Annotated in this window: 15 protein-coding genes; 3 read left to right on the forward strand and 12 right to left on the reverse strand. The window is 70.8% G+C overall.

Annotated features, from left to right (window positions below; all coding sequences use genetic code 11):
• Positions 1-16: 16 nt before the first annotated feature.
• The 7 genes from ACFVYN_RS22555 to ACFVYN_RS22585 form a co-directional block, all read right to left on the reverse strand.
• Complete coding sequence (locus ACFVYN_RS22555) at positions 17-874, reverse strand: hypothetical protein (RefSeq protein WP_390001224.1); 858 nt, start codon at positions 872-874, stop codon at positions 17-19.
• Positions 875-1007: 133 nt separating this feature from the next.
• Positions 1008-2471, reverse strand: a complete 1464-nt coding sequence (locus ACFVYN_RS22560; protein ID WP_390001225.1) for a sensor histidine kinase — start codon at positions 2469-2471, stop codon at positions 1008-1010.
• Positions 2468-3205, reverse strand: a complete 738-nt coding sequence (locus ACFVYN_RS22565) for a response regulator transcription factor (RefSeq protein ID WP_390001227.1) — start codon at positions 3203-3205, stop codon at positions 2468-2470. Before ACFVYN_RS22565 ends, ACFVYN_RS22560 begins: the two co-directional genes overlap by 4 nt.
• A gap of 108 nt (positions 3206-3313) precedes the next feature.
• Positions 3314-3508: a hypothetical protein gene (locus ACFVYN_RS22570; protein WP_390001229.1), complete on the reverse strand. Its 195-nt coding sequence runs from the start codon at positions 3506-3508 to the stop codon at positions 3314-3316.
• Positions 3509-3537: 29 nt separating this feature from the next.
• Complete coding sequence (locus ACFVYN_RS22575) at positions 3538-4746, reverse strand: S1C family serine protease (RefSeq protein ID WP_390001230.1); 1209 nt, start codon at positions 4744-4746, stop codon at positions 3538-3540.
• A gap of 131 nt (positions 4747-4877) precedes the next feature.
• Positions 4878-5900: a LacI family DNA-binding transcriptional regulator gene (locus tag ACFVYN_RS22580; RefSeq protein WP_390001232.1), complete on the reverse strand. Its 1023-nt coding sequence runs from the start codon at positions 5898-5900 to the stop codon at positions 4878-4880.
• Positions 5901-6019: 119 nt separating this feature from the next.
• Positions 6020-6787, reverse strand: a complete 768-nt coding sequence (locus ACFVYN_RS22585) for a winged-helix domain-containing protein (RefSeq protein ID WP_390001233.1) — start codon at positions 6785-6787, stop codon at positions 6020-6022.
• A gap of 118 nt (positions 6788-6905) precedes the next feature.
• Between ACFVYN_RS22585 and ACFVYN_RS22590 the strand changes: the two genes are divergently transcribed.
• From ACFVYN_RS22590 to ACFVYN_RS22600, 3 genes are read left to right on the forward strand one after another with little or no spacing between them, the layout of a single operon-like run.
• Complete coding sequence (locus ACFVYN_RS22590) at positions 6906-7766, forward strand: alpha/beta hydrolase (RefSeq protein ID WP_390001235.1); 861 nt, start codon at positions 6906-6908, stop codon at positions 7764-7766.
• Positions 7767-7803: 37 nt separating this feature from the next.
• On the forward strand, positions 7804-8058 hold the full coding sequence (locus ACFVYN_RS22595; RefSeq protein WP_390001237.1) for a MoaD/ThiS family protein: 255 nt from the start codon (positions 7804-7806) through the stop codon (positions 8056-8058).
• 2 nt (positions 8059-8060) lie between these two features.
• Positions 8061-9329, forward strand: a complete 1269-nt coding sequence (locus ACFVYN_RS22600; RefSeq protein ID WP_390001238.1) for a hypothetical protein — start codon at positions 8061-8063, stop codon at positions 9327-9329.
• Positions 9330-9610: 281 nt separating this feature from the next.
• Here ACFVYN_RS22600 and ACFVYN_RS22605 read toward each other — a convergent pair whose 3' ends face one another.
• The 5 genes from ACFVYN_RS22605 to ACFVYN_RS22625 form a co-directional block, all read right to left on the reverse strand.
• Positions 9611-9871: a DUF3099 domain-containing protein gene (locus tag ACFVYN_RS22605; RefSeq protein ID WP_390001240.1), complete on the reverse strand. Its 261-nt coding sequence runs from the start codon at positions 9869-9871 to the stop codon at positions 9611-9613.
• A gap of 86 nt (positions 9872-9957) precedes the next feature.
• Positions 9958-10245, reverse strand: a complete 288-nt coding sequence (locus ACFVYN_RS22610; RefSeq protein WP_007382995.1) for a DUF1416 domain-containing protein — start codon at positions 10243-10245, stop codon at positions 9958-9960.
• Positions 10246-10308: 63 nt separating this feature from the next.
• Positions 10309-11148 (reverse strand): sulfurtransferase, encoded by an 840-nt coding sequence (locus ACFVYN_RS22615; protein ID WP_390001242.1) that lies wholly within the window; start codon positions 11146-11148, stop codon positions 10309-10311.
• Positions 11149-11257: 109 nt separating this feature from the next.
• The gene (locus tag ACFVYN_RS22620) at positions 11258-11362 is read right to left on the reverse strand and encodes an Ms5788A family Cys-rich leader peptide (RefSeq protein ID WP_390001244.1); all 105 of its coding nucleotides are present in this window, start codon (positions 11360-11362) and stop codon (positions 11258-11260) included.
• 209 nt (positions 11363-11571) lie between these two features.
• Positions 11572-12300, reverse strand: a complete 729-nt coding sequence (locus ACFVYN_RS22625; RefSeq protein ID WP_390001246.1) for a DUF2993 domain-containing protein — start codon at positions 12298-12300, stop codon at positions 11572-11574.
• Positions 12301-12390: the final 90 nt, after the last annotated feature.

The following is a 12390-nucleotide window of genomic DNA, read 5'->3' on the forward strand; positions in this document are numbered from 1 at the left end:
TGCCGCGTGAACGCGCCTACTTGGCGCAGGACTTCGGGTCGAGGTTCTCCTGCCACTTGTCCTCACGGCCGTCCGGCTGGCCGTTGGGCAGGAGCTTGTCGGAGATGCCGTCGATGTAGTAGCCGTACGAGTAGATCGTCTTCCAACTCGCGTCCCGGCCACGCCAGTTGTGGGTGGTGACCTCTCCGTCGCCCTTGTTCCACTGGTAGTCCTCGACGTAGAACACCGGGTTCACGCGGACCACCCGCTGGTACGGCGTCCAGGTGGTCGCCACCTGGGTGCACGGCGGTATCGACTTCTCGCTGCGCCGCTCGAAGGACGAGGACTTCTCCCAGCCCCACTCGTAGCCGGCGCTGCCGCCCACGGTGCCGGAGAAGATGCTCTTGGCCAGCGAGAGGCTGATGTTGGCGCCGACGCTCTTCTTGGCGAAGGTCTTGGTGCTGTACCCGCTGACGAAGGTCACCTTGTCCTCGGTCGTGCCGTGGTTGCCGGTCCACTCGGAGGTGCGGACGGGCTCGCCCTTCACGGACCAGGTCGAGGCCTGCGCGTACCCGCACCAGCCGCGGAACAGCTCCCACGGCCCGGCGGGCATCCACAGCCCGAACACGTCCCGCAGGTACTCGTCGCGGGTCTTGAACTCGCCGGTGTCGACGTTGAGCGCGCCGTAGACGCCGGTCAGGCTGGTCTCCTGGCTGCACAGCCGGTCCAGCATGACGTCGGTGTTCCCGGGGTCCACGCCCCGGACGTTCTGGGCACCGCCGGGACCGGCGGCCTGCGCGGTGCCCGAGCCTGCCAGCAGCGCGGTGACGGCGAGGGCCGCGGACGCGGCGGCGAGGGCGCTCTTCTTCAGAGTCGATCTACGAAACAGACGCATGGGGGGTTCTTCACTCCTGAGTGCTGAGGACAGATGCGTGGGGCACCTGTGCGACACCTCAGGAAGCTGGCAGAGAACCCGTGAGTAGGGTCGGGAACGCGTGAGACTTGACAGGACATCGACAGCTTGGCGGTCACTGCGCGGCGGCGGGAGCCTCCGGTGGCGGAGTCGGCGCCCCCGGCAGTCGTACGGTCGCGACGGTGCCGCCACCCTCGGCGTGGCCCAGGGTGACCTCGCCGCCGGACTCCTGGATCGTGCGGGCCACGATGGACAGGCCGAGGCCGGAGCCGGGCAGCGCGCGGGCGCCGGGGGAGCGCCAGAAGCGGTCGAAGACGTAGGGGAGTTCGTCGGCGGGGATGCCGGGACCGTGGTCCCGGACGGTCAGCACACCGTCGCTGAGCCGCACCTCGACGGTGCCGGCGGCGGGGCTGAACTTCACCGCGTTGTCGAGGATGTTGACCACGGCGCGCTCCAGCGCGGACGGTTCGGCTCGCGTGTACCAGGGCTCCAGCGAGGCGTCGATGGTCAGCTCCGGGCCCCGCAGCCGCGCCCGGCGCAGGGCGGACTCGACGGTGTCCTCCAGGGACACCACCTGGACCCGCTCCCCGCGCTGGCCCTCCGACCGCGACAGCTCCTGCAAGTCTCCTATCAGGGCGGCCAGTTCGGTCATCTGTGCCTTCACCGAGGCGAGCAGCGCCTTGCGGTCGGCCTCGGGGAGGGGACGGCCGGTCTCCTCGCTGCGGGTGAGGAGTTCGATGTTGGTGCGCAGGGAGGTGAGCGGGGTGCGCAGCTCGTGCCCCGCGTCGGCGATGAGCTGCTGCTGGAGTTCGCGCGAGCTGGCGAGGGAGCTCGTCATCGAGTTGAAGGAGCGGGAGAGGCGGGCGACCTCGTCCTCGGCGTCCTCCTCGACGGGGATGCGGATGCCCAGGTCCTCGGTCCTGGCCACGTGCTCGACGGCCTCGGTGAGCTTGTCGACGGGCCGCAGCCCTGCCCGGGCCACGAAGAGGCCGGCGGCACCGGCACCGAGGACTCCGACGCCGGAGACGAGGAGGAGGATCAGGGCGAGGTCGTTGAGCGTCTTCTCGGTGCTGTTCAGCGGGAGGCCGACGAGAATGGCAGCCTTGGAGATGGCCCCCGTCTGGTTGTCCCTGACCCTGGATCCCGACAGCGCGAGGACACGGACACTGTTGCCGTCCGCGTCGGTGCTGTCGTGGAAGACCCCTTGACCGTCCTGCCCGTTCTTGATCAGGTCCCTGTCGGTCTGGGTGACCTTGACCGCGCCGAGGGAGTACGGGAAGACACAGGTCTTGCCGCTCTCCGTGACCACCTGGAAGTAGGTGTTGCGAGGGGCGTCGGTGTTCTGCGGGGAGGTCTGTGTGGTGCAGTCGGCGACCGCGGCCTTGGCCTGACCTTCGAGCACCGGCCCCCGCACTGACGTCTGGAGATCGCTGTCCACCTGGTCGTACAGCTTCCCCTGCACGATGAACCAGCACGTCACCGACACCGCCGCCACCGCGAACGCCACCGCCGCCGCCACCAGCAGCGCCAGCCGGGACCGGATCGGCAGGGACCGGTAGCGCCGTACGAGCCTCTTCACTCCGCGCCGCCCTGCCGCAGGACGTACCCCACGCCCCGCACGGTGTGCACGAGCCGCGGCTCGCCGCCCGCCTCCGTCTTGCGGCGCAGGTACATCACGTAGACGTCCAGCGAGTTGGAGGACGGCTCGAAGTCGAAGCCCCACACCGCCTTCAGGATCTGCTCCCGGGTCAGCACCTGGCGTGGATGTGCCATGAACATCTCCAGCAGGGTGAACTCGGTCCGGGTCAGCTCCACCGGCCGCCCCGCCCGGGTCACCTCACGCGTCGCGAGATCCATCCGCAGGTCGGCGAAGGTGAGCGCCTCGTCGTCCGCGGCGGAGGCCGCCCCGGCCGCTGCCGCGTAGGAGCTGCGCCGCAGCAGCGCACGGACCCGGGCGAACAGTTCGTCCAGCTCGAACGGCTTGACCAGGTAGTCGTCGGCGCCCGCGTCGAGCCCGGTGACCCGGTCGCCGACCGTGTCGCGGGCCGTCAGCATCAGGATGGGGGTCGTGTCGCCGGCGCCCCGGATGCGGCGGGCGGTCGTGAGCCCGTCCATGCGGGGCATCTGGATGTCGAGGACGACCAGGTCGGGCCGGTACGCGGTCGCCTTGTCGAGCGCGTCGGCGCCGTCCACGGCGACCTCGGTGTCGTAGCCCTCGAAGGCGAGGCTGCGCTGGAGTGCTTCGCGCACCGCCGGCTCGTCGTCGACGATCAGGATGCGCTGGGGGTCACGGTCGCCTTCGGCGGGGCTCATGGCTGGGATTCCTCGGGTGCGGTGGGGAGAACGGGCAACTGAAGGTAGTGAACGCTTTCAGCCTCGCACGATTCCCCGGTGGCGCTGCGGGACGTGTTCTCTCAAGGGTCAGCCGCGTACGGTACGGCGGCGGCCGCGGGCGGCGCTCACCCCGCGGCGGGCCACCGCCGTGGACGCCACCGCCGTGGACGCCACCTCGGGCGCCCGGGGCGCCGGGACGTGCACTGCGTACGCCACCTCGAGGGCCAGGGCGAACCCGGCCGGGTCGGTACCGGCCACCGTGTGCGGAACCTGCTTGATCATGGCGTACTCCTCGGGAGGGTCGAAGGGGGTCAGCTGTCCGCGCCGCCGGCCCGCAGCGTGGCCAGGTCGGACTTGACGGTGTTGATCGGGATGGAGAAGCCGAGACCCGCGCTGCCTGCCGTGGACGAGTCCGAAGTGGCCGAGTACATCGCCGAGTTGATGCCGATGATGTTGCCGTTCATGTCGATCAGGGCGCCGCCGGAGTTGCCCGGGTTCAAGGACGCGTCCGTCTGGATCGCCTTGTACGTCGTCGTGGACGAGCCGGTGTCGCCGTTGAACTGCCGGCCGCCGAACTCGAACGGCCACTGGCCGCTGCCGCCGTTCTGGCCCTGGTTCTGGCTCTGGCCCTCGTCGGTCGCGACGGTCACGTCCCGGTTGAGGGCGGAGACGATGCCGCTGGTCACCGTGCCGGTCAGGCCCTCGGGGGAGCCGATCGCCACGACCTCGTCGCCGACCTGGACGCCGTCGGAGTTGCCGAGGGTGGCCGGGCGCAGGCCGGAGGCGTTCTCCAGCTTGATGAGGGCGAGGTCCTTCTTGCTGTCGGTGCCGACGACCTTCGCGGTGTAGGTCTTGCCGTCGCTGGTGCTCACCTTGACGGAGGTGGCGCCGGAGATGACGTGGTTGTTGGTGATGATCTCGCCGTCGCTGGTGATGATCACGCCGGAGCCGGTGGACTGCCCGGCGTTCGAGGTGGCGTTGATCTCGACGATGCTCGGGCTGACCGCCTTGGCGACGCCGGAGACCGTGCCCTTGGCGGAGGACGGCACCACGTTGGTGCTGGTGCTGCTGGAGGCGACCGTGTCGTTGCCGGTCAGCTCCTGGATGCCGTAGGCGGTGCCGCCGCCTATCGCCGCGGCGACGATCGCCACGGCGGCGAGGAGGGCGAGGGTGCCGCGGGTGCGCCGCTTCGGAGCGGGAGCGGGTGCTCCCGGCTCCGCGGGGGTCGCGGTGAGGAGAGCGGTTCCGCCGCCGTTGCCGTCACCGCCGTACGAACCGGCACCCCCGGAGGCGAAGGCGGCGGGCCGATCCTGCGGGCCGCCCGGCCACACGGTCGTCGGTTCGACGACCGGCTGCTGCTGGACCGGCGGCGCCACGGGCTGCGGGTGCGCCGCGGGCGGCTGGGCCGGCGGGGGCGGCCACTCGGGGTTCACGGGCGACGAAGCGTGCTGCTGCTGGGCGCCCTGGTGGGGGTTCTCGTACTGCTCGTACTCGCCGTCGCGGCGGAAGCTCTCGGTCATGACACACAGCTTGTCCCGCGACCATGAGAGCTTCCTGAGTGCTCCCTGAGAAGCCCGGCAGAACCTCGTATGCCCGATATAAAGCCGCTGCTGGCCTCCGGCCAGGCTTTCTCAGACGGTCTTCAGAAAGCTCACTCGCAGCCGCAGGACCGCCGCACGACCAGCTTCGACGGGAACACCTTCAGCCGCTCACGGCGGGAACCGGCGACCCGCAGCCCGTCGTCCAGCACCAGATCCACCGCCGCCCGGGCCATCGCCGAGCGGTCCGACGCGATGGTCGTCATCGGCGGATCCGCGAGCGCGGCTTCCTTGATGTCGTCGAACCCGATGACCGCCAGCTCGCCCGGCACGTCGATGCGCAGCTCGCGCGCGGCCCGCAGCAGGCCGATCGCCTGGTCGTCGGTGGAGCAGAAGATGGCCGGCGGCCGATCGGGCCCGGACAGCACCCCGAGCGCCACCTGATAGGCGTCGTAGCGGTTGTACGGCGCCTCGAAGAGCCGTCCCTCGGTCGGGAGCCCGGCCTCGTCCATGGCCTGCCGCCAGCCCTCGACGTGGTCGGAGACCGGGTCGCCGACGGCGGGGGTGTCGGCCGTTCCGCCCATACAGGCGACGTAGGGATAGCCGTGGCCCAGCAGATGCTCGACGGCGGTCTTCGCGCCGGTGAGGTCGTCGAGGACGACGGCGACGTCGTCGATCGCCTCCGGCCGCTCGTGCAGCAGCACGACCCGCGCGTCCCAGGCGTCGATCTCGGCGGCGGCGTTGTCGTTCAGCGCGTGCGAGACGAGGATCAGGCCGGAGACCCGCATCCCGAGGAACGCCCGCAGATAGTGGACCTCGCGCTCACCGATGTAGTCGGAGTTCCCGACGAGCACCATTTTCCCGCGCTCGGAGGCGGCCTGTTCGACCGCGTGCGCCATCTCGGCGAAGAACGGCTGGCGCGCGTCCGGCACGATCAGGCCTATGAGGTCGGTGCGCCGGGACGCCATCGCCTGGGCCACCCGGTCGGGCCGGTACGCCAGCTCCTTGATCGCGGCGAGGACACGCTCGCGCGTGGCCGGGGCGACCGGCCTTGGTCCGTTGTTGATGACATAGCTGACGACGGCGGTGGACGTCCCCGCCAGTCGCGCCACGTCATCCCTGGTTACCTTGGCCACGCGCGGAGTCTACGCGGATGGACCCGCTCTGGGCAGGGCGTGAAGGAGGTACCCGTGCTCCCGCGGTGGGGCGTGCGGGGGTGCGTCGGTTCCGGAGCCATGCCCATCCGCGGGACCCGCTACGCCTCTACGTCCTCGAGGGCGGCACTCTCGTCCGCATCCTCCGGCTTTGCCCGGTCCGCCTTGGCCTTCGCCTCGTCGGTGACCCGGTCGCCCTTCTCGGGAGTAACGAATCGATAACCGACGTTGCGGACGGTCCCGATCAGCGACTCGTGCTCGGGGCCGAGCTTCGCGCGCAGCCGTCGTACGTGCACGTCGACCGTTCGGGTGCCGCCGAAGTAGTCGTAGCCCCAGACCTCCTGCAGCAGCTGAGCGCGCGTGAAGACGCGGCCCGGGTGCTGGGCGAGGTACTTCAGGAGCTCGAACTCCTTGAAGGTGAGGTCGAGGACCCGGCCCTTGAGCTTCGCGGAGTAGGTCGCCTCGTCGACCGACAGGTCGCCGTTGCGGATCTCCATGGGGGAGTCGTCGTTGACGATCTGCTGGCGGCCCATGGCGAGGCGCAGCCGCGCCTCGACCTCGGCCGGACCGGCGGTGTCGAGGAGCACGTCGTCGATGCCCCAGTCGGCGGTGACGGCCGCGAGGCCGCCCTCGGTCACGACGAGGATGAGCGGACAGCCGGGCCCGGTGGAGCGCAGCAGTTGGCACAGGCTGCGGACCTGGGGCAGATCACGGCGTCCGTCGATGAGGATGACGTCGGCACCCGGGGTGTCGACGAGTGCGGGGCCCTCCGCCGGAGCCACACGCACGTTGTGCAGGAGCAGGCCGAGGGCGGGCAGCACCTCCGTCGACGGCTGGAGGGCATTGGTCAGGAGCAGCAGAGAACTCATATGTCTGGTTCCTCCTCGGTCCCGCGAGGTCATGGCCTTCGTATACAGGGGTATCCGAAAGCACAAAAGGACCCGGGGGCTGCGTTGCCCGAGTCCTCTTCCGACGAGAATAGCCCACATGAGCATTCATCCGGCAGGTCGTGTGGTGCGTTCCACGGAGAGTCCGCACTCTGAGACGCGCAGACATGTACCTATACGGACGTTTCTGCACACCGACGACGGCGTGACGATCGATTCCGTATACGATCCGCCCGCCTTCGTATACGACTCCTCCCGGCCACCCGCGCGTGACCTGGTGTTCGTCGTCGCGCACGGCTTCACCGGCGATGTGGATCGCCCGCATGTTCGCCGGGTGGTGAACACGTTCACCCGGTACGGCGCCGTGGTCACCTTCTCCTTCCGCGGCCACGGAGCCTCCGGCGGGCGCTCGACGGTCGGCGACCGCGAGGTGCTGGATCTGGCCGCGGCGGTGTCCTGGGCGCGCGGACTCGGACACACGCGTGTGGCGACCGTCGGCTTCTCGATGGGCGGCTCGGTGGTGCTGCGGCACGCGGCGCTGTACCGGCAGGAGGCCGGCGACCGCACCGACGCGCACGCGGACGCGGTGGTCTCGGTCAGCGCGCCGGCCCGCTGGTACTACCGCGGCACGGCCCCCATGCGAAGACTCCACTGGCTCGTGACCCGTCCCGAGGGCCGCCTGGTGAGCCGCTACGGATTCCGTACCCGCATCCACCACCGCGACTGGGACCCCGTCCCCCTTTCCCCGGTCGAGGCGGTCCCGAGGGTCGCCCCCACCCCGCTCCTGATCGTCCACGGCGACCGCGACGGCTACTTCCCCCTCGACCACCCACGGATGCTCGCGGAGGCCGCCGGCGACCACGGTGAGCTGTGGATCGAGCCCATGGGCCACGCCGAGCACGCGGTCGGCGACGAGCTGCTTGGCCGCATCGGGGACTGGGCTGTCACAGCGGCCGGATAGCCTGGCGGCATACACCACCGATCGATTGAGGAAGCGGATGCCAAAGGTCACGGTGCGCTACTGGGCCGCCGCGAAGGCCGCGGCCGGGACCGCCGAGGAGCCGTTCGACGCGGCCACGCTCGCCGAGGCGCTGGACGCGGCACGCGAGCGACACCCCGGCGAACTCGTGCGCGTCCTGCGGCGATGCTCGTTCCTCGTCGACGGTGACCCCGTGGGCACCCGCGGACATGAGACGGTACGGCTGGCCGACGGCGGCACGGTCGAGGTGCTCCCGCCGTTCGCAGGAGGGTGACGATGACGAACCAGCCGTACGAGGGCTACGACCAGTACCCGCAGCAGGGGTGGCCGGGCCAGCAGGGGTACGACGACGAGGCCCAGGCAGCCCAGCAGTACACCCAGCAGTGGCAGGGCCAGACCTGGGACACCCAGGTGCACCGGCCGGTCCAGGCCGCGGGGGAGACGGCGTATCTGCCGCAACAGGGCTACGAGGGCGAGCCCCAGGGGTACGGCCCCGGCAACGGGCCCGCGCAGGGCGGCCCCGCCCCGGCGGCTCCGGGGGCGGGTCCGTACGGCTCCGCCGCGGCTTCAGGCCCGGCGTACGGCTCCGGGCAGGCTTCTGCGGACCCCGCAGGTCACGCTCCCACCCCGGGGCACCGCGCGTCCGGTCCCGCCCCGGCGGCTCCGGGGGCCGGTGCGTACGGCTCCGCCCCGCCTCCTCCCGGCTCCGCCGGCCACGCTCCCGTCCCGGGGCACCCCGCGTCCGGTCCCGCCGGCTACGGCCCCGCCACCGTCGCCGGCAACGCGCGCATCACCGACGCCCAGCGGGCCCGCCTCGAGGGCCGGTCCCCGGTCATCGAGCCCGGCATCCAGCCCGCCGCGCTCACCGCGCTGCTCGGCCTGCTGCTCTCCGGCGCGGCGGCCGTCGGGTCGTACGCCCTCCTCGTGCCCCTCGTCGTCCTCCAGGCCGTCACCGCGGCCGGCTGGTTCCGGCTGAACGGCATGTGGCCAGCCCGGCAGGGCATCGCGCTGGCGTTCCTCGGCGCGCTGGTGGCGGACGCGGCCCTGCTGACCGCCGGCCGGGAGAACGCGCCCGCGGCGATCCTCGGCACCCTCGGCGTCTGGGTCCTGCTCAGCCTGGTGATGCAGCTCCGCTCGCACGCCGACCCCGACGAGCGGATGTACGGCCTGATGGCGACCGTCGCCTCGGCGGCCCTGGCGATCCTGGCGACCGGCCACCTCGCGGCGGACCCGGACGCGGTGACGGTCGGCGCGGCCGCGGTGGCCGTGGCGGTCCTGGCCCGCGCGCTGCCCCTGCCGACCCCGGCCTCCGTGGTCGTCTCCCTGCTCGCCGCGGCGGGCGCGGGCATCGCGGTCGGCGGGATGACGGGCCTCGGCGCGAAGGGTGCCTTCCTCGGCGCGGGCGCCGCGGTGTGCGCGCTGATCGGCCACCGGGTCGCGAGCTACGACTACCCGTCCCGCTTCGTGCACTTCACGGCAGGCGTGGCCCTCCCCCTGGCCGCGTCGGCCCCGGCGGTGTACGTACTGGGCCGGGCGATCGGCTAAATCACCGGGGGCACCTGGGCCCACAGGCAGAAGGGGTGCCCGGCCGGGTCGAACATCACGCCGACGTCGTCAGGCGCTGACGGGGATATCGGGCAGCTCGACGCCGAGGGGCTCAGTGACGCAGTGACCGAGTTCGTGGCGAGCGGCGTCGGCGGCACCTGCTCGGTGCCGGGCACATTCCAGCCCGCCCGGCGCTTGAGGGCGAGGCCGTTCAGGCCGACGGGGGTCTGGGGCGCAGCCCCAGCCACGGGCACGTCGGGGCCGCCAGGCCTCCTGTCGGGTCAGCCCCGCCGCTTCTTCCCGTCCAGCTCGTCCCACCAGTCGTCGGACTTGGGGTCGCCGGAAGGGTCGTCCCACCAGCGGTCGTCGGGGCCGCGCCGGTTGGCGACCATCGCGGCGAGCGGCGGGATCACCATGGCGACCACACACATCCCCACGGCCACCGGCACCGACCAGAGCCGCACGACTCCCCAGGCCAGGACGAACAGCCCGATGCAGGTGCCCATCATGGCGAAATAAGCGTGCCGTCGTCGCGCCAACATACGTCCAGCGTAGGCCCGGGAAGGCCGGAGGGCCGTACCCCGTGCGACGGGGTACGGCCCTCCGGGCGATCAGCAGGTCGGCTGCCTCAGACGGCGATCGCGACCTCGGCCAGGCCACCCTGCTGGGCGACGACCGTACGGTCGGCGGTGCCGCCCGGAACCAGGGCGCGAACGGTCCAGGTGCCCTCGGCCGCGTAGAAGCGGAACTGGCCCGTCGCGGAGGTCGGGACCTCCGCCGTGAACTCGCCGGTCGAGTCCAGGAGGCGGACGTAACCCACCACAGGCTCGCCGTCACGCGTCACCTGGCCCTGGATCGTGGTCTCACCGGGCTTGATCGTCGAGGCGTCCGGGCCGCCGGCCTTCGCTCCACACATGTCGTTCTCCAAAAGAGGGGTCTGACCGGAAGGAAGGCCGGTCGGGATGATGCGGACTGGGTCTTACTTGTTGGCGCCGAGCTCGATCGGAACGCCGACCAGGGAGCCGTACTCGGTCCAGGAGCCGTCGTAGTTCTTGACGTTCTCGACACCGAGCAGCTCGTGCAGCACGAACCAGGTCAGGGCCGAGCGCTCACCGATGCGGCAGTACGCGATGGTGTCCTTGGCGAGGTCGACCTGCTCCTCGGCGTAGAGCTCCTTGAGCTCCTCGTCCGACTTGAAGGTGCCGTCGTCGTTGGCGTTCTTCGACCACGGGATGTTGCGCGCGGACGGGACGTGGCCCGGACGCTGCGACTGCTCCTGCGGCAGGTGCGCGGGGGCGAGCAGCTTGCCGCTGAACTCGTCGGGCGACCGGACGTCGACCAGGTTCTGCGAGCCGATCGCGGCGACGACGTCGTCACGGAAGGCGCGGATGGCCTTGTTCTGCGGCTTGGCCTTGTACTCGGTCGTCGGGCGCTCGGGCACGTCCTCGACCAGCTCGCGGGCGTCGAGCTCCCACTTCTTGCGGCCGCCGTCGAGAAGCTTGACGTTATCGTGGCCGTACAGCTTGAAGTACCAGTAGGCGTAGGACGCGAACCAGTTGTTGTTGCCGCCGTAGAGGATCACCAGGGTGTCGTTGGCGATGCCCTTCGCGGACAGGAGCTTCTCGAAGCCCTCCTGGTCGACGAAGTCGCGGCGGACCGGGTCCTGCAGGTCCTTGGTCCAGTCGATGCGGATCGCGTTGCGGATGTGGTTCTTCTCGTAGGCGGACGTGTCTTCGTCCACCTCCACGATCGCGATGTTCGGGTCGTCGAGGTTGGCCTCGACCCAGTCGGCGTCGACCAGGACGTCACTGCGGCTCATGCTCGTTCTCCTCCGGGGCAGTTGCGGCGGGGCGTGCGGAAGGGTGCGCGGGGCGCACGGATGCCCTGGGACGCCAGGGCGAGGGGACGCGGAGGTCGGTGCCGTCCGCTCAGAAGGGGCGACAGAGCATGGCGGCGACGCGGCACAGGTCTACTGCCCGCCGCTTCGTGAGATCCGCCTGTCGCTTCATGTTGCCGATCGTAGGGACGGACATACCGGCATGTCACCGGTGTGTCGCATGTTGAGATGCGATCGTCCGGCATGTGGGACCAGGAAGCCGCCCGGGCCGTGCTCCCACGGTTCCCGGGCGGCTCCGGCCGTCATCGCCCCTACGGTGCCTCTACGGTACGGACGCCATCGTCTCGCCTGTCGGACGCGCGGCGCCCGGGGTGCGGCGTACGGCCGTACGGCCCGACGCTCGTCCTACCCGGCGAGCTTGACGTCCGAACCCTTCACCGCGATCTCCACACCGTTCGCACCCGCTTCGACCTTGTCGAGCTTGATTCCGCCCGGCAGACCCTCGATCTTCTGGTCGAAGTCGGCGATCGAACGGACGTCGGAGTCGGCGAGGGTGATGTTGCCGAAGCTGGGGATCGAGTCGGCGTGCACCCGGACGGTGTCCCCGTTGACGACGGAGACGGTGCTGAGCACGGAGACGGGCTTCTCCAGGGCGCTCACCTTGATGTCGACCTTGATCTTGCCGTTCTCGCCGTCGGAGAGGCCGACGACCTTGGCGGTGACACCCAGCGGAAGCCGGGCCTCCTCGGACCCCGCCGCCTTCAGCAGCTGGTCGTAGGCGATGGTCGCGGTGCCGGCGGCGGTGGAGGCGGTGGCGGAGCTGTAGTCGCCGGAGAACGCGACGCCCTTCATGGCGGCGTTCAGGTCGTCGATGCGGATCGTGCCCCCGCTGGTGCCGGTGTCCGCGTCGTAGTCCTTCATCCCGACCTCGACGTCGTCGAGCTCACCGCCGGCCACCTGGGTCAGGAACGGGAACCCCTTGATGTCCACGCTCGGCGTCGTGGTCAGCCCCTCCTGCGTCTTCAGCCGGTCCGCGACCTCGCCCTCCGCGAAGTGGACCGCCAGACGGTCGGCGGCGACGAACAGCCCGCCGAGAATCACGGCGATGATCAGAAGTATTCGCAGGGCGCGCATGCGGTCGGATCCCCCAGAGCGGCGGTGGTGTCGACGGACGGGTGGCCGTCGAGCGTGAGACTAACCCCGCCGGGTAAGGTGCCCGCCGGA

This window comes from Streptomyces sp. NPDC058307, from assembly GCF_042880295.1.
In the GTDB taxonomy this organism is placed as follows: domain Bacteria; phylum Actinomycetota; class Actinomycetes; order Streptomycetales; family Streptomycetaceae; genus Streptomyces.

Coding starts and splice junctions, on each gene's coding strand:
- ACFVYN_RS22615 (WP_390001242.1), bottom strand. CDS start 11,148: ATGAGCCGCAGTGACGTCCTGGTCGACGCCGACTGGGTCGAGGCCAAC.
- ACFVYN_RS22555 (WP_390001224.1), bottom strand. CDS start 874: ATGCGTCTGTTTCGTAGATCGACTCTGAAGAAGAGCGCCCTCGCCGCC.
- ACFVYN_RS22590 (WP_390001235.1), top strand. CDS start 6,906: ATGAGCATTCATCCGGCAGGTCGTGTGGTGCGTTCCACGGAGAGTCCG.
- ACFVYN_RS22605 (WP_390001240.1), bottom strand. CDS start 9,871: ATGTTGGCGCGACGACGGCACGCTTATTTCGCCATGATGGGCACCTGC.
- ACFVYN_RS22575 (WP_390001230.1), bottom strand. CDS start 4,746: ATGACCGAGAGCTTCCGCCGCGACGGCGAGTACGAGCAGTACGAGAAC.
- ACFVYN_RS22610 (WP_007382995.1), bottom strand. CDS start 10,245: ATGTGTGGAGCGAAGGCCGGCGGCCCGGACGCCTCGACGATCAAGCCC.
- ACFVYN_RS22600 (WP_390001238.1), top strand. CDS start 8,061: ATGACGAACCAGCCGTACGAGGGCTACGACCAGTACCCGCAGCAGGGG.
- ACFVYN_RS22585 (WP_390001233.1), bottom strand. CDS start 6,787: ATGAGTTCTCTGCTGCTCCTGACCAATGCCCTCCAGCCGTCGACGGAG.
- ACFVYN_RS22570 (WP_390001229.1), bottom strand. CDS start 3,508: ATGATCAAGCAGGTTCCGCACACGGTGGCCGGTACCGACCCGGCCGGG.
- ACFVYN_RS22565 (WP_390001227.1), bottom strand. CDS start 3,205: ATGAGCCCCGCCGAAGGCGACCGTGACCCCCAGCGCATCCTGATCGTC.
- ACFVYN_RS22620 (WP_390001244.1), bottom strand. CDS start 11,362: ATGTCCGTCCCTACGATCGGCAACATGAAGCGACAGGCGGATCTCACG.
- ACFVYN_RS22625 (WP_390001246.1), bottom strand. CDS start 12,300: ATGCGCGCCCTGCGAATACTTCTGATCATCGCCGTGATTCTCGGCGGG.
- ACFVYN_RS22595 (WP_390001237.1), top strand. CDS start 7,804: ATGCCAAAGGTCACGGTGCGCTACTGGGCCGCCGCGAAGGCCGCGGCC.